This window comes from Prauserella flavalba, assembly GCF_003202235.1.
GTDB lineage: Bacteria > Actinomycetota > Actinomycetes > Mycobacteriales > Pseudonocardiaceae > Prauserella_A > Prauserella_A flavalba.
Genome location: NZ_MASU01000005.1, coordinates 274,483 through 295,393, shown reverse-complemented (window position 1 = coordinate 295,393; position 20,911 = coordinate 274,483). Strand labels below are relative to the sequence as shown.

At 73.6% G+C, this 20,911-nt stretch carries 17 protein-coding genes; 5 read left to right on the top strand and 12 right to left on the bottom strand.

Going from position 1 to position 20,911, the window contains the following annotated elements; genetic code table 11:
- The first annotated feature begins 121 nt into the window (after positions 1 to 121).
- The gene (locus tag BA062_RS08715) at positions 122 to 1,267 is read left to right on the top strand and encodes a class I tRNA ligase family protein (RefSeq protein ID WP_110337115.1); all 1,146 of its coding nucleotides are present in this window, start codon (positions 122 to 124) and stop codon (positions 1,265 to 1,267) included.
- 385 nt (positions 1,268 to 1,652) lie between these two features.
- On the opposite strand, the gene BA062_RS08710 is transcribed toward BA062_RS08715, so the two are convergent.
- Genes BA062_RS08710 through BA062_RS08690 form a run of 5 tightly spaced genes read right to left on the bottom strand, consistent with a single transcriptional unit; the run spans position 1,653 to position 6,485 of the window.
- The gene (locus BA062_RS08710) at positions 1,653 to 2,984 is read right to left on the bottom strand and encodes an ABC transporter substrate-binding protein (protein ID WP_110335555.1); all 1,332 of its coding nucleotides are present in this window, start codon (positions 2,982 to 2,984) and stop codon (positions 1,653 to 1,655) included.
- A complete protein-coding gene (locus BA062_RS08705; protein WP_110335554.1) occupies positions 2,981 to 4,030 on the bottom strand; it encodes a branched-chain amino acid ABC transporter permease in 1,050 nt (349 codons plus the stop codon). The genes BA062_RS08710 and BA062_RS08705 overlap by 4 nt, the downstream gene beginning before the upstream one ends.
- Positions 4,030 to 4,908, bottom strand: coding sequence for a branched-chain amino acid ABC transporter permease (locus BA062_RS08700; protein WP_110335553.1), 879 nt, complete (start codon positions 4,906 to 4,908; stop codon positions 4,030 to 4,032). Before BA062_RS08700 ends, BA062_RS08705 begins: the two co-directional genes overlap by 1 nt.
- Positions 4,909 to 4,936: 28 nt before the next feature.
- Positions 4,937 to 5,671 (bottom strand): ABC transporter ATP-binding protein, encoded by a 735-nt coding sequence (locus tag BA062_RS08695; protein WP_110335552.1) that lies wholly within the window; start codon positions 5,669 to 5,671, stop codon positions 4,937 to 4,939.
- Positions 5,664 to 6,485 carry an ABC transporter ATP-binding protein gene (locus BA062_RS08690; protein WP_110335551.1) on the bottom strand — a complete coding sequence of 274 codons (822 nt, stop codon included), beginning with the start codon at positions 6,483 to 6,485 and terminating at the stop codon, positions 5,664 to 5,666. Before BA062_RS08690 ends, BA062_RS08695 begins: the two co-directional genes overlap by 8 nt.
- Positions 6,486 to 6,643: 158 nt before the next feature.
- Between BA062_RS08690 and BA062_RS08685 the strand changes: the two genes are divergently transcribed.
- The 4 genes from BA062_RS08685 to BA062_RS08670 all read left to right on the top strand — a co-directional run bounded on the left by BA062_RS08685 (position 6,644) and on the right by BA062_RS08670 (position 11,953).
- The gene (locus tag BA062_RS08685; RefSeq protein ID WP_110335550.1) at positions 6,644 to 7,864 is read left to right on the top strand and encodes a PucR family transcriptional regulator; all 1,221 of its coding nucleotides are present in this window, start codon (positions 6,644 to 6,646) and stop codon (positions 7,862 to 7,864) included.
- Between the two features lie 77 nt (positions 7,865 to 7,941).
- Positions 7,942 to 10,329: a wax ester/triacylglycerol synthase domain-containing protein gene (locus BA062_RS08680; RefSeq protein ID WP_146240014.1), complete on the top strand. Its 2,388-nt coding sequence runs from the start codon at positions 7,942 to 7,944 to the stop codon at positions 10,327 to 10,329.
- A complete protein-coding gene (locus BA062_RS08675) occupies positions 10,326 to 11,216 on the top strand; it encodes a DMT family transporter (protein ID WP_110335548.1) in 891 nt (296 codons plus the stop codon). Before BA062_RS08680 ends, BA062_RS08675 begins: the two co-directional genes overlap by 4 nt.
- On the top strand, positions 11,213 to 11,953 hold the full coding sequence (locus tag BA062_RS08670) for an SDR family NAD(P)-dependent oxidoreductase (protein WP_110335547.1): 741 nt from the start codon (positions 11,213 to 11,215) through the stop codon (positions 11,951 to 11,953). The genes BA062_RS08675 and BA062_RS08670 overlap by 4 nt, the downstream gene beginning before the upstream one ends.
- A 136-nt stretch (positions 11,954 to 12,089) precedes the next feature.
- Here BA062_RS08670 and hpnH read toward each other — a convergent pair whose 3' ends face one another.
- From hpnH to hpnC, 7 genes are read right to left on the bottom strand one after another with little or no spacing between them, the layout of a single operon-like run.
- Positions 12,090 to 13,100, bottom strand: coding sequence for an adenosyl-hopene transferase HpnH (gene hpnH / locus BA062_RS08665; RefSeq protein WP_110335546.1), 1,011 nt, complete (start codon positions 13,098 to 13,100; stop codon positions 12,090 to 12,092).
- Positions 13,097 to 14,608, bottom strand: coding sequence for a 4-hydroxy-3-methylbut-2-enyl diphosphate reductase (locus tag BA062_RS08660; protein WP_110335545.1), 1,512 nt, complete (start codon positions 14,606 to 14,608; stop codon positions 13,097 to 13,099). The genes hpnH and BA062_RS08660 overlap by 4 nt, the downstream gene beginning before the upstream one ends.
- A complete protein-coding gene (gene shc / locus BA062_RS08655) occupies positions 14,592 to 16,493 on the bottom strand; it encodes a squalene--hopene cyclase (protein WP_425452905.1) in 1,902 nt (633 codons plus the stop codon). The genes BA062_RS08660 and shc overlap by 17 nt, the downstream gene beginning before the upstream one ends.
- A gap of 5 nt (positions 16,494 to 16,498) precedes the next feature.
- Positions 16,499 to 17,506, bottom strand: a complete 1,008-nt coding sequence (locus BA062_RS08650; protein ID WP_110335543.1) for a polyprenyl synthetase family protein — start codon at positions 17,504 to 17,506, stop codon at positions 16,499 to 16,501.
- Positions 17,503 to 18,840: a hydroxysqualene dehydroxylase HpnE gene (gene hpnE, locus BA062_RS08645; RefSeq protein ID WP_110335542.1), complete on the bottom strand. Its 1,338-nt coding sequence runs from the start codon at positions 18,838 to 18,840 to the stop codon at positions 17,503 to 17,505. Before hpnE ends, BA062_RS08650 begins: the two co-directional genes overlap by 4 nt.
- Positions 18,837 to 19,694 (bottom strand): phytoene/squalene synthase family protein, encoded by an 858-nt coding sequence (locus tag BA062_RS08640; protein WP_110335541.1) that lies wholly within the window; start codon positions 19,692 to 19,694, stop codon positions 18,837 to 18,839. The genes hpnE and BA062_RS08640 overlap by 4 nt, the downstream gene beginning before the upstream one ends.
- On the bottom strand, positions 19,691 to 20,566 hold the full coding sequence (hpnC, locus tag BA062_RS08635) for a squalene synthase HpnC (protein ID WP_110335540.1): 876 nt from the start codon (positions 20,564 to 20,566) through the stop codon (positions 19,691 to 19,693). The genes BA062_RS08640 and hpnC overlap by 4 nt, the downstream gene beginning before the upstream one ends.
- Between the last annotated feature and the right edge of the window lie 345 nt (positions 20,567 to 20,911).

Sequence of the window (20,911 nt, the reverse complement as noted above, 5' to 3'; positions counted from 1 at the left end):
CCCTCGCTGACTGTGCCGTCTTACGGCACGGTTGTCGTCCTACGGCACGACTGTACGGTCGCGGCGAGCGCACGGTCAAGGGAGTCGCGTCCCGGCCCCGCGTGAGGCATCGTTGGTGGGCATGACGTTCCAGTCGATGACGAGAAAGCGCCCGGTGGCCGGCGCCACCGCGGTCACGCTCGCGGGCAGGCCCGTGCGGCTGCTCGACCGGGCGCGGATCTACGCGTGCGGCATCACGCCCTACGAGGTGACCCACCTCGGCCATGCCGCGACGTTCGTGTGGGTCGACACGCTGCGGCGGGTGCTGCGCGTGCTCGGCGTGGAGCCCATCGTGTGCCGCAACGTCACGGACGTCGACGACGTCCTCGTGGAGGCGGCTCGGCAGACCGGTGCGCCCTACGACCAGCTCGCGGCGTTCCAGCAGTTCAACTTCGAGGGCGACATGGCCGCGCTCGGCATCCGCGCGCCGGACTTCGAGCCCAGGGCGCACAGCTACGTCGACGCGGTACTGCGGCTCGCCGCGGCGCTGCTCGACGCGGGGGTCGCCTACGAACGGGGCGGTGGCGTCTACTTCCGGGGCGAGCGGGTCGCCGAGCGCGCCGGGCTCGGCGAGGAGGAGGCGCTGCGGCTCGCGACCGAGTACGGAGGCAGGCCCGACGACCCCGCCAAGGAGCATCCGCTCGACGTCGCCGTGTGGCAGCCGGGCGAACCCGGCTACCCGGCGTGGGACTCGCCGTGGGGGCCGGGGCGGCCGGGCTGGCACGCCGAGTGCGTGGCGATGTCGGAGTCGGTGTTCGGCGTGGGCGTGGACTTTCACGCCGGCGGCGCCGACCTGCGGTTCCCGCACCACGCCTACCACGCGGCGATGGCCGAGGCGCTGTCCGGCGTCACCCCGTACGCGCGGGCGTGGCTGCACGTCGGGACCGTGACCGTCGACGGCGTCAAGATGGCCAAGTCGGTGGGCAACCTGGTGCTGCTGGAGGACCTGCTGGCCCGTTACCCGGCCTCGGTCGTGCGGCTGGCGATCATCGACCGCCCGTGGGCGCGGAGCTGGGACTACACCCCCGCGGTGCTCGACGCCGCCGCGTCGCGGCTGGAGCGGCTCCACCGCGCGGCGGGGCGCCCGATCGAGGCGGGCGACGCCGACGTCGAGCGCATCCGTGCCCTGCTCGCTGACGATCTCGGCGTCTCGGCGGCTCTCGACGTGGCGATCGAGGCGGGTGGTGGCGCCGCCCGCCTCCTCACGGCGGCCCTGGGCCTCACATAACGGACCCCGGCGCGCGAGTCGTGCGCTCCCGTTCGCGAGTCGTGCGTTCCCGACGCCGAGTCGTGCGTTCCCGTTCGCGAGTCGTGCACTCCCGACGCCGAGTCGTGCACTCCCGATCGCGAGTCGTGCACTCCCGACGCCGAGTCGTGCACTCCCGATCGCGAGTCGTGCACTCCCGACCGCGAGTTCCCCGCCCGGCCGGCGAGGTGCCCGCTCCGGAAGGCGAGTTTCCGTTCCGAACGCACAACTCGCGGTCCCGAACGCACGACTCGCGCGCCCGAACGCACAACTCGCGGTCCCGAACGCACGACTCGCGCGCCCGAACGCACAACTCGCGGTCCCGAACGCACGACTCGCGGTCCCGAACGCACGACTCGCGCGGGCGTCAGCTCACCGGTTCGACGTTCGGGATGCCGTTGGCCGGAGGGCCGGCGTGCTGCTCGGTGTACTCCGTGATCTCGGTGTCGCCGTTTCCGGTCACCAGCACCGGGCCGAGGTCCTCCGTGGCGTCGCCGGCGATGCGGACCACCTTCACCCCGCCGAGGCCGGCGTGCGAGTCGGCCGAGTACCGGTACGGCACGAACGCGGGACCACGCAGCTCGCCGCCGACCTCCTCGAGCGCCCGCACGATGCCCTCCCGCGTCGGCTCCGGGCCCGCCGCCTGCAGCGCCTGCACGAAGGTGTACGCCTGCGCCATACCATAGATCCGGTAGTTGGTCAGCTCGCCCCTGCCGCCGTGGGCGTCCCACACCCTCTGCCACAGGCGCGTCCACGGGTTGTCCGGCGCGTCCACGCCCGGCAGGTACTCCGTGGTGATCACACCCTCCAACATCGCCGCGTCGGTCACCTTGCCCTCGGAGAACCGGCTCAGCAGGGAACCCACCAGCGCCGGGTCCGAGCCGACGTTGCTGTAGATCCACTGTGGACGGTAGTTCAGCCGCATCGCCGTCAGCTGGCTCAGCGCCGTGTAGGAGGGCACGTTGAAGCCGATCACCACGTCGGCGCCGGCGGCCTGCAACGCGGCGATCTGCGGCGCCACGTCGGTGTTGCCGGGCGCGTACCGCTCGGCGGCCACGATCTGGTCGCCGATGTAGGCCCGCGCGCCCTTCTCGCCGTCGTCGCCGAAGTCGTCGTCCTGCAGGAACAAGCCCACCTTCGCGTCCGGCAGGTGCTGCTTCACGTACTGGCCGATGATCTTGCCCTCGACCTCGTAGTCGGGCTGCCAGCCGAACGTCTGCGGGTTCTTGCCCGGCTGGTTCCACAGCAGCGAGCCCGACGACACGAACAGGTCGGGCACGCCCTCGCCGTTGAGGAAGTCCAGCACCGCGCTGTGAGTGGGGGTGCCGAGCCCGCCGACCATCGCGAAGATCTCGTCCTGCAGCACCAGCTCGTTCACGACCTGGCTCGTGTTGGTGGGGTTGTACGCGTCGTCGCGGTAGACGTAGTCGATGGTGCGGCCGTGCACTCCCCCGTTGGCGTTGACGTAGTCGAAGTACGCCTTCGCCCCGGTCGGGATCTCGCTGTAGCCGGGCGCCGCGACGCCGGTCAGCGGGAAGTGCCCGCCGACCTTGACGCTCTCCGCGGTCACCCCCACGTCGGAGGCGCCACCGCCCTCGCCCTCCTCGGGTCGTCCGCCCGCGCCGCACGACGAGATCAGCAGCGCCGCGATCGCCGCCAGGGCCCCGGTCGCGAGACCGCGATGTCCCGGTCGCCTCATGTGCTTCCTCCTTGGTTGATTCCCCGACGCCAGAGCCGGCGGAGCAGTCCCATCACCCCGCCGGGAGCGAGCAGCATCACCACCACGAGCACCACGCCGTAGACGAACGGCGCGAGCTGCGCGGCCTGCACCCCGGTCAGGCCCGCGCCCGTGCCGAGGTTCGTCACGGCGGGCGGCAGGAACACCAGCAGCGCGCTGCCCAGCAACGCGCCCGGGATGCTGCCGAGCCCGCCCACCACCACGGCGGTCAGCAGTGACAGCGAGAGCACTATCGTGAACCCGCTCGGCGCGGCGAGCCGCACCACCATCGCGAGCACCGCGCCCGCGAGACCCGCGCACGCGGCACTCACCACGAACGCGAGGATCCGCAGCCCGCCCAGCCGCATGCCGGCGAGCTCGGCGGCCACCTCGTCGTCGCGCACCGCCCGCCACACGCGGCCGTACCGTCCCGCCATCAGGTTCGCCAGCAGCAGCACCACCACGAGCAGCGTGATCCAGCCGATATAGGCGAGGTACTTGGCGCCGCCGAGCTCGCCCGCGGTGAGAAAGTAGTGCGCGTCGGCGAACCAGCCGGGTGGGCGCGGCGAGCGCACGCTGAGCCCCTGTTCCCCGCCGAGCAGGCCGTCGAAGTAGATCGCCAGTCCCGGCACGCCCACGGCGAGCGCGAGCGTCGCCCCGGCGAGGTACGGCCCGTGCAGGCGGGCGGCCGCGGCGCCGACCACGACACCGACCAGCGCCGTCACCACGGCCGCCGCCAGCATCGCGAGCGGGAACGGGACGGAACCGCCCTGCAGCAGCAGGGCGGTGGTGTAGGCGCCGACGGCCATCAGCGCGCCGTGGCCGAGCGAGATCTGCCCGTTGAGTCCGGTGAGGACGGTGAGCCCGGCCGCCGCGATGGCGTAGTAGGACATGGTGGCGAACTGCGAGTTGCGGAACGGGCTCGTGGTCTCCAGCACGAGCACCACGACGACGAGCCCCGCCACCACGCCCAGGAGGTTGCGCAGCAGCAGCGACCGGGGCACGAGACGGCGCAGCACGGCACGCATCAGACCCTCCTCTCCGCGACGCGGGTGAACAGCCCGCGCGGGCGCACCAGCAGCACCGCGACGAGGATGCCCAGTGCCGCGAGTGTCACCAGCTCACTGCCGAGGTAACCGCTCACATAGGACAGTGCGAGCCCGATGATCAGCCCGCCCGCGACGGCACCACCGGGGCTCTCCAGCCCGCCCAGGACAGCGGCGACGAAGCCGTACACGATCACCGCGTCCATGTACGCCGGGTGCACGAGGTTGCCGCCCGCGATGAGCAGCCCGGCGAGCGAGCCCACGACGGCGGCGAACGCCCAGCCGAGCGTGAGCATCCGGCCGACCCGCACGCCGAGCAGCCGGGACACCTCCTGGCTGAACGCCGACGCGCGCATGCGCAACCCGAGGTCGGTGAACCGGAACAGCGCGGTGAGCGCGAGCATCACCACCAGCACCGAGCCGATGACGAAGACGCTGAACGGCGTGAACGCGATCGTGAACTCCCCGACGGTGAACCCGCGCAGCCCGAACGGCGCGGGGAACGACTGGAAGGTCGCGCCGAAGAGGATCGCCGCGAGTGCCTGCAACGCGATGAACAGGCCGAGCGTCACGATCACCGCGTTCAGCTCGGGGCCGCCCTCCACGGGCCGCATCACGATCCGCTCCACGAGCGCGCCGAGCACGAGCCCGGCCACGAGCGCGGCGGCGAAACCGGCCCAGTAGGACTGCCCGCTCTCGATGAGGGGCAGCGCGAGATAGGTGGTGAACATGGCCATCGCACCCTGGGCGAAGTTGATGATCCTGGTCGCCCGCCAGATGAGCACGAGCGCCAGCGCGAAGGCCGCGTAGATCGCGCCCTGGCTGAGGCCGTTCAGCGTGATGTTGACGAACTGCTGCATGGTCTGCGTCGTCCTCCCTGCCAGACGGCTAGAACCCGAGGTAGGCGTGGCGGAGGTCGGCGTCCCCGGCGAGCGAGGCCGCGTCGGCCGCCGCCACGACGCGGCCGAGGTTGAGCACGAAGCCGGTGTCGGCGATGGACAGGGCGCTGCGCGCGTTCTGCTCGACGAGCAGTACCGTGATCCCCTCGCGGTCGACGAGGTCGCGGATGAGCGCGAAGAGCTGCGCCACGATGCGGGGTGCCAGGCCGAGCGACGGCTCGTCCAGCAGCAGCACCTCGGGCGCCGACAGCAGCGCCCTGCCGATCACGAGCATCTGCCGCTCACCGCCGGAGAGCGAGTTGGCCTCTCTGCGCCGCCGCTGCGCCAGCGCCGGGAACATCTCGTACACGGTGCCCAGCCGGTGCTCCCTGTTCCGGGAACCCCGTCGCGCGGTGCCGAGCAGCTCGCCGAGGCGCAGGTTCTCCTCGACGGTGAGCTCGGTGATCACGCCGCGGCCCTCGGGCACGTGCGCGATCCCTGCGCGCGCGATGGTCTCCGCCGGCGCACCGGTGAGGTCGCGCCCGCCCAGCAGCACGCTGCCGTCGGCTCCCTTGACGAGGCCGGAGATCGTGCGCAGCAACGTGGTCTTGCCGGCCCCGTTCGCGCCGAGCACCGCCGTGATCCGCCCCGGCGAGGCGGTGATGTCGACGGCGTCGAGGGCGGTCACCGGGCCGTAGCGCGCGGAAAGTCCCCTGATCTCCAGTGCGCCGCCGTGCTCAGCCATGCCGGGCCTCCTCGCCGAGGTAGGCGTCGATCACCGCGGGGTCGTCCCGCACCTGCGCGGGAGCGCCCTCGGCCACGACCCGGCCGAAGTCGAGCACCGTGATCCGGTCGCAGACGGACATGACGAGGTCCATGTGGTGGTCGACGAGAATCACGGTCATGCGCGCGGTCAGCCCGCGCACGAGCTCGCCGAGCTCGGCCATCTCGCCGGCGCCGAGGCCGCTGGCCGGCTCGTCGAGCAGCAGCAGCTCCGGATCGGCGGCCAGTGCCCGCGCGAGCGCGACCCGTTTGCGCACCGGGTAGGGCAGGCTGCCCGGATGGCGCGCCGCGACGTCCTCGACGCCCACCTCGCGCATCGCGGCATCGGCCCGCTCACGCAACCGCCGCTCGTCGGCCCCCGCGCGGGGAAGCGCGAACAGCGCCGAGGCGAAACCCGTGCGGCGGAAGCGATCCGCGCCCACCATCACGTTCTCCGCCACGGTGAGCCCGGCGAACAGGCCGAGCCCCTGCAGCGTGCGGGCGATGCCCATCCCGGCCAGCTGGGCCGGCCGCAGCCCCGGCAGCGGTTCCCCTCGCCACCACAGGGTTCCGGTGTCCGGGCGGACGAACCCGCAGCAGACGTTGAAGAAGGTGGTCTTGCCTGCGCCGTTGGGCCCGATCACGCCGTGCACCTCGTGCGGCCGCGCGGCGAGCGACACGTCGTCGAGTGCGGTGAGCCCACCGAAGCGCACGGTGACGCCGTCGGCGGCGAACAGTGGTGCCGGGTCGGACCGGGCGCTGGGAAACCTCGTCTCGGATGCTTCCGGCAACGTCACGACTCGCGCCTCCCGCCCTTGGGGTTTCGAGGCTCCTCAGGGTGATGCGCGGCGCCCAATCGCGGCCATAGGCGCCGCGCCCAAAGATGGGCCCGATTTCTGGGCTGTGCGCCCGGAACGGCTGGACCTCGCGTGGCGGTCCGTGCCAAGGTCGGCGGATGAGATCGCCGGCCGAGGGCAACGGAGCGCTCGACTGCCCCGAACCCGCGAGGGACGCGCTGCACAAACTGAGCCGGGTGCTGCTCGACAACCTCGAGGCGCTCGCCGACCGGCTGACGATCATCGTGCTGCAGCGCGAACCCGCCTACGCGCAGCTTGGCATCGCGGCCCCCGACGAGCTGCGCGAGAACCTGCGCGGCAACATCCAGCGCGGCCTGCAGTCGCTGGGCGACAACGTGCCCACGGGCGAGGACCCGCAGGACACCTCCCGCGAGACCGGGCGCCTGCGCGCCCGGCAGAACGTGCCGCTGGAGGCCGTGCTGCGCGCCTACCGGCTCGGCGGCCGCGTCATCTGGGAGGGACTGCTCCAGACCTCCCGGGAACGCTTCGCCGGGTACTACGACCACGCGCTGCTCGACGCGGCCGGATACGTGTGGCGGGTGATCGACTCCAGCTCGTCGGCCCTCGTCGACGCGTACCGGCTCGAGGAGGCACGGCTGCGCAGCCAGGAGCTCAGCAGGCGGCACGCGTTCCTCAGCGCCCTGCTGGAGGGCCGCGGCGGCGACCCGGTGCTCGCCGAGGAGGCCGCGACCGCGCTCGGACTGCCCACGAGCGGGCCGATGCTGTGCGTCGTCGCGCCGGTGGACTCCCCGCGCGACGACCCGCTGCGCTCGCCGCGGGATGTGCTGGCGGCACACGGGATCGTCTCGTCGTGGCACGTGCGGCCCTCCGACATCGTGGGCCTGATCGCGCTGGGCGACCGTTCCCCCGCCGCGGTGCTCGACGCGCTCGGCCCCGCCGTGGCCGGCCGTGCGGGCGCGTCGCCCGTGGTGCACCGGCTCGCCGAGATCGGTGACGCCTACGCCCTGGCCCAGACCGCCGCCCGCACGCTGCGCGAGCCCGGGGTCGCGTTCCTCGACGACCGGCTGCCGGAGGCGCTGCTCGTCGGCAACCCGCACCTCACGCCCCGGCTGCAGCAGGTGGCGTTCGGCGGCCTGCTCGACCTGCCGGAGCCGGAGCGGGAGACGATGTTCAAGACACTGGAGGCGATGATCGACAGCGGCGGCTCCCCCACGCACGCGGCGCAGCGCCTGTACTGCCACCGCAACACGGTGATCTACCGGCTGCAGCGCATCGAGTCGGCGACCGGGCGCAAGGTCGCCGAGCCGCGCGACCGCCTGCTGCTCGCGCTGGGGCTCATGGCGCGCAGGCAGCACTGACGTTCCTTCCGTCCACTCCGGAGGGTCACGCTCGCCCGCGAATCGTGGTTGAATCCTCGCAGCGGCACGGATGGGCGGTGGTGACGACGAGCGCGAGTCCGGAGGCTGACGGGCCTGCCCGGTTGCTGATCGTCTCGGCGACCATGGGCGAGGGCCACAACGCGACCGCACGCGCCCTGCGGGCGGCGGCGCGACGGGTGTGGCCCGGAGTCGAGGTGGAGTGGGCCGACGTGCTCGACGTCATGGGGCGCGGCACCGGTCCGGTGTTCCGCTGGATCTACGCCACGAGTGTCGAGCGGCTGCCGTGGCTCTACGAGTTCTTCTACGCCTCGGTGTGGCACCACCGGTGGTTCGCGAAAGCCGCCAAGCGGGTGATCGGCGCGTGGAGCGGACGGCGGCTCGCGGCCGTCATCGACGCGGTGCGCCCCGACGCGATCGTCTCCACCTACCCGATGGGGAGCACGGGGCTGGAGTGGCTGCGCAGGCACCGGGGACTGTCGGTGCCGACGGCGGCGTGGGTCTCCGACATCGCCCCGCACCCCTCGTGGGTGCACGAGGGTGTGAGCGTCAACCTGGTGATGCACGAGGTCGCCGTGGAGCCGGCCCGGCGCAGCGTGCCCGGCGCGCCGGTCGCCGTCTCCGCTCCCCCGGTGCCGGAACGGTTCACTCCCGGTGACCGCGGCGGGGCGCGGGCACGGCTGGGGCTTCCGGCGACGGGGCTGCTGGCCGTCGTGTCGTGCGGGTCGCTGGCGTTCGGCGACCCCAGCGCGGCGGTGCGGGAGCTGCTGGGCGGCGACCCCGCCGCGTGCGTCGTGGTGGTCACCGGGCGCGACGGGCGCCTGCGGCGCAGGCTGGAGCGCGGGTTCGCTGGCGACGAGCGCGTGCGGGTGCTGGGCTGGGTCGACGACATGGCCACGCTCATGACCGCGGCCGACCTGGTGGTGACCAACGCGGGCGGCGCGACGGCGCTGGAGGCGCTCGCGTGCGGCCGCGCCGTGGTGCTGCACGACCCGATCCCCGGACACGGCAAGGCCAACGCGCGCCTGCTGGAGGAGGCGGGTCTCGCCAGGGTGTGCGTACGCCCCGGCGAGCTGGCCGGCACCGTGCGCGAGCTGGCGAGGAGGCCGGAGCGGCTGCGCGCCTTGGAGGAGGCGGCCCGCCGGCACGCGAGCGCACACCGGCTCGACGACGACCTGCGCGCGTTCTTCCGGCTGCCCGGCACGGCCCGGGCACGCCCGCTGCCCGCTCCCGACGCGCTGTTCCTGCACGCGAGCACCCCCGAGGTGCCGCAGTACGTCGGCACGGCACTGGTGTTCGAACCGGGGCCGCCGCTCACCCGCAAGGACGCCGCCGGGATGCTCGCCGCCGTGCCCGACGTCGGCGGCAGGCTGCTGCCGGCGAGGACGCTGCGCCGCGCGCGCTGGGACCCCGGCGAGCACGCCGACCCGCTGTCGCTGGTCGACGAGGTGGAGTCGGGCGACCTGGCCCGCGCCGTCGACGCCTTCTTCTCGCTGCCGCTCGACACGAGCCGTGCGCTCGGCGCCGCGCGGCTGGTGACGGGCCTGCCCGGCGGACGGCGGGCACTGCTCGTGAAGCTGCACCACGCCCTCGGCGACGGCATGACGGTGCTGCAGGCCCTGCTGTCCGACACCGACACGAGCACCGGGCTCTCGTGGGCGATCCGCCCCACGACCTCGGTGGGCGGCAACGGTTTCCGGCCCGCCGCGGGCAAGCTCGCGGGTGGGCTGTGGGAGCTGGCACGGGCGGGCAGGGCACCCGCGACGCCACTGGACGTCACGATCACCGGCCCTGACCGCCACCACGCGGTCGTGCGGCTGCCGGGCAGGGAGGTCCGCAAGGCCGCCCGCGCACTCGGCGTCGCACCGGCCGACCTGCTCAAGGCGGTGTTCGCCGAGGCGGTGCACGACGTGCTCGGGGCACGGCCCGGCGCGCGGTTCCGGCTGATGGCGCCGTGGTCGCTGCGCGGGACCGGCAGCATGCGCGCCGCGGGCAACCACACCGGCGCCGTGTCGGTGGACCTCCCGGTGGGCCCGATGGACCTGCGCACGAGGGCATCGCTCGTGGCGGACGGGCTGCGCAGGCGCATCGACGCCGGGGTGCCCGAGGCCGCGCATGCCGTGGTGCGCCTCATCGGCAGACTGCCGCCCCGGCTGCACACGCTCGCCGCCAGGAGCGTCTACCGCGGGGACTGGTTCAACGCGATCGGCACCGTCATGCCGGGCCCGCGCCGGGAGATCCGCTGGCACGGCTCGGTGATGTCCGAGGCCTACCCCGTGCTGGCGCTGGCGCCCGGCAGCGGGCTCGCGTGGGGCGCGATGACGTGGGGGCACTGGGTCACGATGGTGTTCACGGGCACCCCCGCGCACGCCGCGCTGGTCGACGGGATCGCCGCGCGCACGCACGCGCTCTTCGCCGAGCTGGCCGGTGACCACGCCGGCCCATGACCGGCCAGGACACCGTCCTGGGGATCGCGGTGCCGGCCGCGGTCCTGGCGGCGGCGGCGTTCGGGCTGACGGGCGCCCTGCAGCACACGGCCGCGCGGCGCGTCGAGGGCGGGAGTCCCGTGCGGTGGGGGCTGGTGTTCACGCTGCTGCGGCAGCCGCTGTGGCTGGCCTCGCTGCTGGCCAACGGGCTCGGCATCGTGTTCCAGTGGGTCGCGCTCAGCACCGCGCCGCTGGTGTTCGTGCAGCCGCTGCTGGTGACGTCGCTGGTGTTCGCGGTGTTCAGCAGCGCCGGGCTGCGGCGCGAACGCCCGGACGGCATGGTGCTGCTCGGCGCGGGACTGTGCGTGGCGGGCCTGGCGCTGTTCTTCCTCGTGGCCAGGCCCGAGGCCGGGCACGGCACGCTCGAGCTGGGCGACGTCCTGCCACTCGCGACCGGGCTGGCGGCGATGATCGCCGTGGCGGTCGGGCTCGCGGTACGGTTCGCGGGCCGGGTGCGGGTCATGGCGCTCGCGACGGCCACCGGGGTGTTGTACGGCGTCACCGCGGGGGTCACCAAGCTCGCCGCCGACGACCTCCGGCGCGGTGTGGTGGCGCTGCTGACGCACTGGCACTTCTACGTCGTGGTGGTGTGCGGGGTGACGGGTTTCCTGTTGAGCCAAAACGCGTTTCGGGTCGGGGTGGCGCTGGCGCCCGCGCTTGCGGTGATCGTCGCGCTCGACCCGCTCGTCAGCATCGGTGTGGGCGCCTTGTGGCTCGGCGAGGAGCTGCCGGGCGGTGCGGGACGGATCGCGGGGCAGGTGCTGGGGCTGGCGATCGCCATCGCCGGCATCGCGCTGCTCAGCCAGCGCGCCCCGCAGGTGAGCATGCCGGGAAGGGAGGACGGGTGATCGGAGCGGGAACGACCGCCGTGGTGACGGGCGGGTCGTCGGGGATCGGGGCCGCGACGGCGTCGCTGCTGGCCCGGCGGGGGTGTGACGTGCTGGTGACGGGCCGCGACCCGGCGGCACTGGACACCGTCGCGCGGCACGCCGGTGCCCGCGCGTGCGCGGCCGACCTCACCGAGCCCGGTGCCGCCGCGCGGGTGCTGGCCGCCGCGGGCGAGGTGGAGCTGCTGGTGTGCAACGCGGGTGTCGGCTGGGCTGGGCGCCTGGAGGACATGCCGGAAGCCGACGCGGAGACGCTCGTGCGCGTGAACCTGCTGGCGCCGGTGCAGCTGGTGCGCGCGGTGTTGCCGGGGATGCTGGAGCGCGGACGCGGGCACCTCGTGTTCGTCTCGTCCATCGCGGGGAGCATGAACGTCGCGGGCGAGGCCGTCTACTCGGCGACGAAGGCGGGGCTGGACGCGCTGGCCGCGAGCGTGCGCGGCGAGGTGACCGGTCGCGGCGTGGGCGTGTCGGTGGTGGTGCCGGGCGTCGTGGACACGCCGTTCTTCGCGCGCCGCGGGACGCCGTACGCGCGGCGCCGCCCGCGCCCGGTACCGCCGGAGCGAGTGGCCGAGGCCCTCGTCGCCGCTGTCGAGCGGAACCGGGCGGAGGTGTTCGTGCCCCCCTGGCTCCGCCTGCCCGCACGCCTGCGCGGCGTGGCGCCGGCCCTCACCGACGCCCTGCAACGCCGCTTCACCTGACCGCGAGTCGTGCACTCCGGTGCGCGAGTCGTGCACTCCCGACGCCGAGTTGTGCACTCCCGACGCCGAGTTGTGCGTTCACGGCGCGCCGAACGCACGACTCGCGGTCGCCAACGCACGACTCGCGGGTCGCCGATCAGGTTTCGCGGGCCGCGCGGATGGACTCCTTCAGGGAGCTCATGGTCGCCAGTACCGATGTCGGCTCGTACCCGCAGTGCGCCATGCAGTTGGCACAGCGCGGGTCCCGGCCACGGCCGTACTTCTCCCACTCGGTGGTCTCGACCAGCTCCCGGTACGTCTTCACGTAGCCGTCGCCCATGAGGTAGCAGGGCTTCTGCCAGCCGAACAGCGTGTAGAGCGGTACGCCCCACGCGGTGCACTCGAAATCGACCTTGCCCTCGAGGAAGTCGAGGAACAACGGGGAGTGCACGAGCCGCCAGCGCTTGCGGTTGCCGTTCGCGAAGGCCTTCCGGAAGAGCTCCCTGGTCTCCTGCACGCCGAGGAAGTGCTCCTGGTCCGGCGCCTTCTCGTAGGCGTAGGCGGGCGAGAGCATGAGCGAGTCGATCTCGAGCTCGTCGTTGAGGTAGTCGAGCACGTCGATGACGCTCTGCGGGGTGTCGGTGTTGAACACGGTGGTGTTGGTGGTGACGCGGAAGCCGCGCCGCTTCAGCTCGCGGATCGCGGCGACGGCCTCGTCGAACACGCCCTCCTTCGCCACGGCGGCGTCGTGCCGCTCCCGCAGCCCGTCGAGGTGCACGGTGAACGCGAAGTACTTGGAGGGCTTGAGGTTCAGCTTGTCGATCTTCTTGCGCAACAGCACCGCGTTGGTGCACAGGAAGACGTACTTCTTGCGCTTGACGAGCTCGTTGACCATCCGGTCGATCTCGGGGTGCATGAGCGGCTCGCCGCCCGCGATCGACACCATCGGCGCGCCCGCCTCCTCCACGGCGGCGACGGCCTGCTCGACGGGCATCCGCTGCTTGAGGATGTGGGCGGGGTGCTGGATCTTCCCGCAGCCCCCGCATTTGAGGTTGCAGGCCAGGATCGGTTCGAGCTCCATGATGAACGGGAACTTGTCCCGCCTGCGCAGCTTCTGGGTCACCACGTGCCTCGCGACGCGTATCGCCTGGTGCAGGGGCATGTTCATCGGTGCCGCACCTCCTTGGGAAGGCTGAAGTTCACGGTTTCGGTCGCGGTGGTGCGCTCCCTCGTCTCCACCGCTCCGAGACCGGCCAACGCGTCGACGATCTCGTCCACCAGTACCGTCGGCGCCGACGCTCCGGCGGACAGCCCGACCGTGCGGGCACCCACCAGCCAATCGAGGTCGATCTCGTTCACGCTGTCCACCAGGTACGCCCTGGTGCCCTCACGCTGGGCCACCTCCACGAGGCGGCGGGAGTTGGACGAGTTGCCCGAGCCCGCGACGAGCACGACATCCGACTCCCTGGCCACCACCCGGACCGCGTCCTGCCGGTTGGTGGTGGCGTAACAGATGTCGTCCGACCCTGGTCCGCGCAACGCCGGGAAACGGTCGCGCAGCGCGTCCACGACCCCCGCGGCCTCGTCCATCGCCAGCGTGGTCTGCATGAGGTAGGCGACGCGGTCGGGGTCCTCGACCTCGAGTCCCGCGACGTCCTCCGGCCGCTCCACGAGCACCGTGCGCTCCGGCGCTTCACCGAGGGTCCCCTCCACCTCCTCGTGCCCGGCGTGCCCGATGAGGAACACGGTGTCGCCGTCGCGGGCGAACCGCCTCGCCTCGCCGTGCACCTTGGCCACGAGCGGGCACGTCGCGTCCACCACGTCGAGCCCGCGTTCCTCGGCGGCCTCCCGCACCGCCGGGGAGACCCCGTGCGCGGAGAACACGACGGTCGCGTTCTCCGGCACCTCGTCGAGCTCGTCGACGAACACCGCGCCCCGCCGTTCCAGCTCGCCCACCACGCGCGAGTTGTGCACGATCTGCTTGCGCACGTAGATCGGCGGGTCGTGCCGGTCGAGCAGGCGCTCCACGATCTCCACCGCCCGGTCGACCCCGGCGCAGAACGACCGGGGGCCTGCCAGCAGCACCGTGCGGTCACCGGTCGCGGCCGCCCACCGGCGCAGCGCGGGACCGACCGCCCGCAGCGACCGCAGCGCGGCGATGCCGCCGGGCACCGTCGCCGGGTGCAGCAGCGACCGCGTGGGGGTGTCCACCACCGCCCGCACCACGGCCGCGGGCCGGGAGCCGATCATGTCCAGCAGCCGCGCCGACTCCATGTCCACGGCGATCGCCCCGTCGAGCGCGAGCCGCGCGCCCTCCGGCTGCCACACCACGTGGTCGGTTTCCACCATCGGTCCGACGTGGACGGTCAGGCCGAGCTTGCGCAGCTGCGCCGCGAGCAGTGGAGCCGACCGGCAGTGGTGCGTGCCCTGCGCCGACCGGACCTCGCTGGCCACCACCAGATCCCCCGGCCGCAGGCCGTGCACGAGCGCGCCGGCGACCCCCGCGACGGCCACCGGCCGGTCCGGGTACTGCCGCAGCGCCCGCGCGACGCGTTTCGACCGGCGCGCGTGCGGTCCCGCGAGCACCACGTGCCCCCCGGCAAGGCCCCGGCGGACGCTCCTGGCCTCCAGCAGCAGCGGGGAGACGGCGATCGGGCCGTCATCCGGTGGTTTCATCGCTGGTCACCTCCACGTAGCGGCCGAGCGCCGTGAGCGGGAAGACGAGCCGGTACAGGTGGTAGTTGATGTAGAAGTCGCCGGGGAAGCCGGTGCCGGTGAACCACGGTTCGTCCCAGCCGCCGTCCTCCCGCTGGGTGCGGGTGAGCCATTCGACGCCGCGCACCACGGGCTCGCCGCGCTCCCCCGCGGCCAGCAGCGCGAGCAGCGCCCACGCCGTCTGCGACGCCGTGGACTCGCCCCTGCCGGCCCAGCCCGGGTCCACATAGGACCGCAGGTCCTCACCCCAGCCGCCGTCGGGGTTCTGGTGGCGGGTGAGCCAGCCGACCGCGCGGCGGATCGCCGGATGCGTTACCGGAATCCCGCACGCCACCAGCGCGGGCACGACGGCGCCGGTGCCGTAGACGTGGTTCGCGCCCCACCGGCCGAACCACGAGCCGTCCCGTTCCTGGTGCCGCAGCAACCAGCGCACGCCGCGCCGCGCGGGCCTGCCATCGGCCTCGCCGCGGGCGGCGAGCATCTCGACGATGTGCGCGGTGACGTCGGCCGAGGGCGGGTCGATCACGGCCCCGAAGTCGCAGAACGGCAGCTTCTCCGGCAGCGTCCGGGTGTTGTCCGCGTCGAAAGCGCCCCAGCCGCCGTCGCGCGACTGCATGCCGGTGGTCCACGCGACGGCCCGGTCGAGCACTTCACCGAGCCGGGCCGGCTCGGGGTGGCGGACGCGGCTCAGGCCCAGCACGACCTCGGCCGTGTCGTCGGTGTCCGGGTAGTGGTCGTTGGCGAACTCGAACGCCCAGCCAGACGGCGTCAGGCCCGGTCTGCGCACGCTCCAGTCCCCGTCGCTCCTGATCTCCTCGCGCAGCACCCAGTCGGTGGCGCGCACGAGCGCGGGGTCGTCGGGAGGGAGCCCGGCGTCGAGCAGCGCGATGATCGCGAGCGCGGTGTCCCACACCGGCGACTGGCACGCCTCCAGCCGCCGCACCCAGCCCTCGGGCGTGTGCTCGCGGATCGTGAACCCGTCGAGCCCGTCGAGTGCCTTGCGCAGCACCGGATGGTCGGTGCCGTAGCCGCGCAGGTTGAGCGCGAGGATCGAGTACACCCACGGCGGCTGGATGCCGCCCCACCCGCCGTCGGCCTCCTGCCGGTCGAGGATCCACCGCTCGGCGCGGGCGAGCGCGACGCCGCGCAGCGGTTTGACGGGGACGCGCTCGAGCACGTGCAGCACGTCGTCGAGGCGCTGGAATGCACCCGCCCACGTCAGCAGCGACGCCGGTTCCGGCCTCGGCCGCCCGGTGCGCAGCTCCCGCACGCTCACGCCGAGCGCGCGGCACGGCCGGGCCGCGCCGACCACGGTCAGCGGAACCACAGTCTGCCGGGCCCAGCACGCCCAGTCGTAGATGTTGAGCGGGAACCAGTCCGGCAGCAGCACCAGCTCGGGCGGCAGCACGGGCAGCTCGTCCCAGGACCACTCGCCGAACAGGGCGAGCCAGATGCGCGTGAAGACGCGCGTGGCCTCGATGCCGCCGTGGGCGAGGATGTACTCGCGCGCCCTGCGCAGGTGCTCCGAGCCGAGCGGGTCGCCCGCCATGCGCAGCGCGACGTAGGCCTCGACGGTGGTGGAGAGGTCGGCCGGCCCACCGTGGAAGTTGGCCCACGTGCCGTCCTCGCGCTGGCACGAGCGGATCCACCGTGCGGACTCGGCGAGCGTCCGCTCGTCGAGAATGCCGAGGAAGCGCCGGAGCATCAGGTCCTCGGCGTCCATCGTCACGTTGGTCTCGAGCTCGCCCTTCCACCAGCCTTCCTCGTGCTGGAGCGAAAGCAGGTACTCGCGGGCCCGCTCCGCCGCCTCCCGCGCCGCCACGGGCGCGGTGGTCCGCTCGATCACGCCGCTCACCGGTCACGCTCCACGACGAACCGCGTGAGATCGCTCAGCGCGGCGTGGATGGGTTCGGGCGGAGCGAGCCGGTCGAGACACGACCTCGCCTCCACGACGTAGCGCTGCGCCCGGTCGCGGGTCCAGGCCAGCGCGCCGGACCGCTCGATCAACTCTGCCATCGTGCGGAGCTCCTCCTCGGTGGGCGGATCGGGTCTGCCGTACAGCTCGCGCAGCGCCGCGCCGGGTCCGGTGCCGGAGTCCAGCGCGGCGACCACCGGCACGGACTTCTTCCGCACCCGCAGGTCGGCCAGCACCGGTTTGCCGGTGACGCCGGGACTTCCCCAGATGCCGAGGAGGTCGTCGACGAGCTGGAAGGCCATGCCGAGGCAGCGGCCGAACTCGGCGAGCAGCCCGGAGGCCACCGGGCTCGCCCTGCCGAGCAGCGCCCCGACCTCGGCGGCACAGCGCATGAGCGCCGCGGTCTTGCCCGCCGCCATCTCCAGGCACTCGTCGAGGCCCACGTCCATCCTGGTCTCGAACCCGACGTCCTGGCTCTGGCCCGCGATCAGGTCCTGCACCGCCGCGGTGAGGCAGCGCGTCGCGGCCGGGTCGGCGGCGCGTTCGAGCACGTCCACAGCGAGGGTGAGCAGTGCGTCGCCGGCGAGGATCGCGGCCGGGGTGCCGAACAGGCGCCACACGGTGGGCCGGTGCCTGCGCTCGAGATCGCCGTCCATGACGTCGTCGTGCAGCAGCGAGAAGTTGTGCACGAGCTCCACGGCGACCGCTCCGGGCAGTGCCGCCTCGGGGCCCGCGCGGACGGCCTGGGCGGCGAGCAGCGCCAGCGCGGGCCGCAGCGCCTTGCCGCCACCGCCGTTGCGTGCCTGGCCGTGCTCGTCGGTCCAGCCAAGGTGGTAGCTGACGATCCCGCGCATCGGCGGCCGCAGCTCGCCTACCGCGGCACGCAGGGCGGGCTGGACGAGCGCCTGGGTGGCGGTGACCTCGGTGGGCAGCGTCGCGGTCATCGCGCACCTCCCGCGGTGTGTGCGCTGACGAGCCGGGCCGCTCGGTGTCCGCTTCGCACGGCTCCCTCCATCGTGTCGGGCCACCCGGTGGCGGTCCACGAGCCGGCGAGCACGAGCCCGGGCAGCCGGGTCTCCGGCCCGGGGCGCAGCCGCCCCGTGCCCGGCGCCTGCCGGAACGTGGCCCGCCGTTCGCGGGTGACGAAGAACCGGGTGCACGGTGTCGTCCTGGCGGCGGGCAGCAGCCTGCCGAGCTCCGCCAGGAAGATCTCCCTCAGCTCGGGCACGGGCGCCTCCAGCCAGGTCTGCGCCGCGGACAGCGAGATCGTCAGGTACTGCCCGTCGCTCAGCCCGGCGACGTCCGTGCGGTCGAAGATCCACTGCACGGGCGAGCCGGTGGTCGCCGCGAAGGGCAGGTCGGTGACGGGGCGCTCGTAGACGGCGTGGACGTTCACGATCGGCGCCGCGCCGAGCCCCGCGAGCCGCGCGGCGGAGACCCCGGCCCCGGCGGGGCAGACCTTCGCCGAGGGCTCCGGCGGCGCGGCCACCACGACGGCGTCGGCGGTGAGGGTCTCCCCGTCGAGCCGCACGGCGAACCCGCCAGCGCCGTCGCGCTGCTCCACGGCGCGCACCGCGCTGCGCGTGCGGACCTCGGCGCCGCGGGCCAGCAGGTACTTCTCGGCGGGGCGGACGTGCAGGTCCTCCAGCGGCCACCGCGGGATGCCGATGTCCGCGGCGTCGGCGCGGTCGAGCAGCGCGGTGCGGAACACCTTCGCGGCGAGGGCGAGCGACGCCTCGCGGGCGTCACAGTTGAGCGCGGCGACCGAGATCAGGTTCCACAGCGCGGCGAGCGTCGCGTCGTTCTGCCCGTGCCCGCGCAGCCAGTCGCCGAGGGTTCGCTCGTCGAGCGCGGGGTCGCCGGGGTCGAGCAGGCGCATCGCCGCGGCCGCGCGGAAGGCCCGCAGCCGGTCGGCGAGCGGCAGCGCGCCGTAGCGCACCAGGCCGGCCACCAGGTGCAGCGGCGCGGGGCCCCCGGTGCGGGTCAGCTCGGTGAGCCGCCCACCGGGCGCGAGCACCGGCAGGCGGAAGCGCTCCTGCATCGCGATGCCCCCGGCCGTGCCGAGGCGCTCCAGCAGCGCCCGGTACTCGGTGCAGCAGCGCAGGAGCACGTGCTGGCCGTTGTCGACGGAGAGGCCGTCGCGGCGGAACGAGAACGTGGCGCCACCCAGCCTGCCCCGCGCCTCGAGCAGGGTCACCCGCAGCCCGTCGTCGGCGAGGTCGCACGCGGCGGTCAGGCCGGCGAGCCCGCCACCGATGACCACCACGTGCGCGCTCATGGCCGCGCCCCGGCGAGCGCTCTCGCGGCCACGGTGAGCTTCTCCCAGTCGGGCAGCGACGTGCGGCCGTGCAGGACGAGTCCCGGCCGCAACGCCATCCGCCGCAGCAGCCGGTGGTAGATGCCCGCCATCGCGGCGCAGCACGCGCGGCTGCGCGCGTCGAGGGCATCCAGCAGCACCAGGCCGCGGCCGTACCACTCCTCGGCCCTGGCGGCCTCGTACTCCAGGAGCGGCAAGAGCGACTCCTCGGGGTCGGCGAGCCACCCGCCGTCGTCGAGACCGAGCGTGCAGCCGAACCGGCGCAGGTCCTCGGCGGGCAGGTAGATCCGGCCGTTGCGGCGGTCCTCCAGCACGTCGCGCAGGATGTTGGTCAGCTGCAGCGCGATGCCGAGGTCGTCGGCCAGCCGCGCGTCGCGCCGGGGATGCTCGCTGCCGAACACGGCCAGCGAGAGCCTGCCGATCGACCCGGCGACACACCGGCAGTAGTGGTGCAGCTCGTCGAACGTCTCGTACGTCGTGCCCAGCACGTCGGCGCGGCAGCCGTCGATGAGCTCGTCGAACGCCCCGAGCGGCAGCCCGAACCGCTCCGCCGCGTCGCCGAGCCCGATGAGCACCGGATCCCCGCCCGGCTCGTCGAGGCTGTGCAATTCCTTGCGGGCGTTCTCCAGCGCCTCCAGCCTCACCTCGCCCGCGAGGTCGCCGTCGCCGATGTCGTCGATGCGGCGGGCGAAGGCGTAGACGGCGCTGAGCGCCCTGCGCTTGGCGGGTGGCAGCAGACGGATGCCGTAGGAGAAGTTGCGCGCCTGCTGCCGCGTGATTCTCTCGCACTCCTCGTAGGCGTCGGCCACGTTCATCGCGCACCACCCGGGGCAGGGCGGACCAGCAGCCGGACCCATTCCGCGAGCGTGCGGCCCTTCGACGGCCGCGGCGTGGTCGCGAGAACGTCGAAGCCCGCACCGGCGAGCGCCACGGCGGTCGCCCTGCCGCCCGCGACGTAGCCCGCGACGGCGAGCCTTGCCGCGCCGGAGAGCGTGCCGACCAGCGGCTCGCCCTCGTCGAGCAGGGTGACGGCCCGCTGGACCGTGTACCCGACGAGCGCGCGCACCTCCCGGCTCGCGCGGCCGGCCAGCAGGTCGCCCTCCGCGACGCCGAACCGGTCGAGGTCCTCGGCCGGCAGGTAGATCCGGCCGGCCCGGGCGTCCTCGGCGACGTCCTGGCAGTGCTCCAGCACCTGTAGTGCCGAGCAGACGCGGTCGGACAGCGGGAGCCGGTCCCCGGTCGCGACTCCGAACACCCCGAGCACCAGCCGTCCCACCGGGTCCGCCGAGAACGCGCAGTACCCGAGCAGGTCGCCGAACGTGGCGTAGCGGCGCACGGTCTGGTCGCGCCGGTTGGCCTCGACCAGCCGCTCGAACGGCTCACGCGGCAGGCCGCACGCGGAGATCGTGGTGGCGAGCCGCTGGTAGAGCGGCTCCGGGGGCGGCGAACCGGCGTAGATCCGGCCGAGGTCGTGCGACACCGCGTCGAGCAGCCGGAGCCGGTCGCCCCCCGCCTCGTCCCCGAGGTCGTCCACCATCCGGGCGAAGGCATACAGCGCGAGCAGGTGACCGCGCTGGGCGGCGGGGAGCAGCCGCAGTGCCACGGGGAAGTTCTCGTCCCTGGCTTTGGCGAGCACGCGCCGCGGCGCGGCGGGCTCCTGGAGGGCCGACGGTTCCGGGGGTGTCAATCACGCCTCCAACACGAAGCAGGGACTCGGGAGGTCCGCCGTGGCGCCGCGCGGTCGTTCTGGTTCAGGCCAGGTGGCTGTGCCACCGGCGCCCCGAGGCCGCCGACCGGGTCGTACTCGCCGAGCGCGTCCATCCGAACCGCCTCGTCCCATTCGGCCAGTGCACCGGGCGCCTGAGCGGAGAGGACACCATTGTCGTTCAGCGCCCTGACTACGGGCAACTCCCATTCCGGCCCCCTGGGAGCACCGGAACGGGACACCCGGCACCTGGCGGGTTGAGGGCCCTGCGGGCCCGCTTTTTCGGCTGCCGCGTCCACGTCCACCGACCATGATCTTATTTCCCCG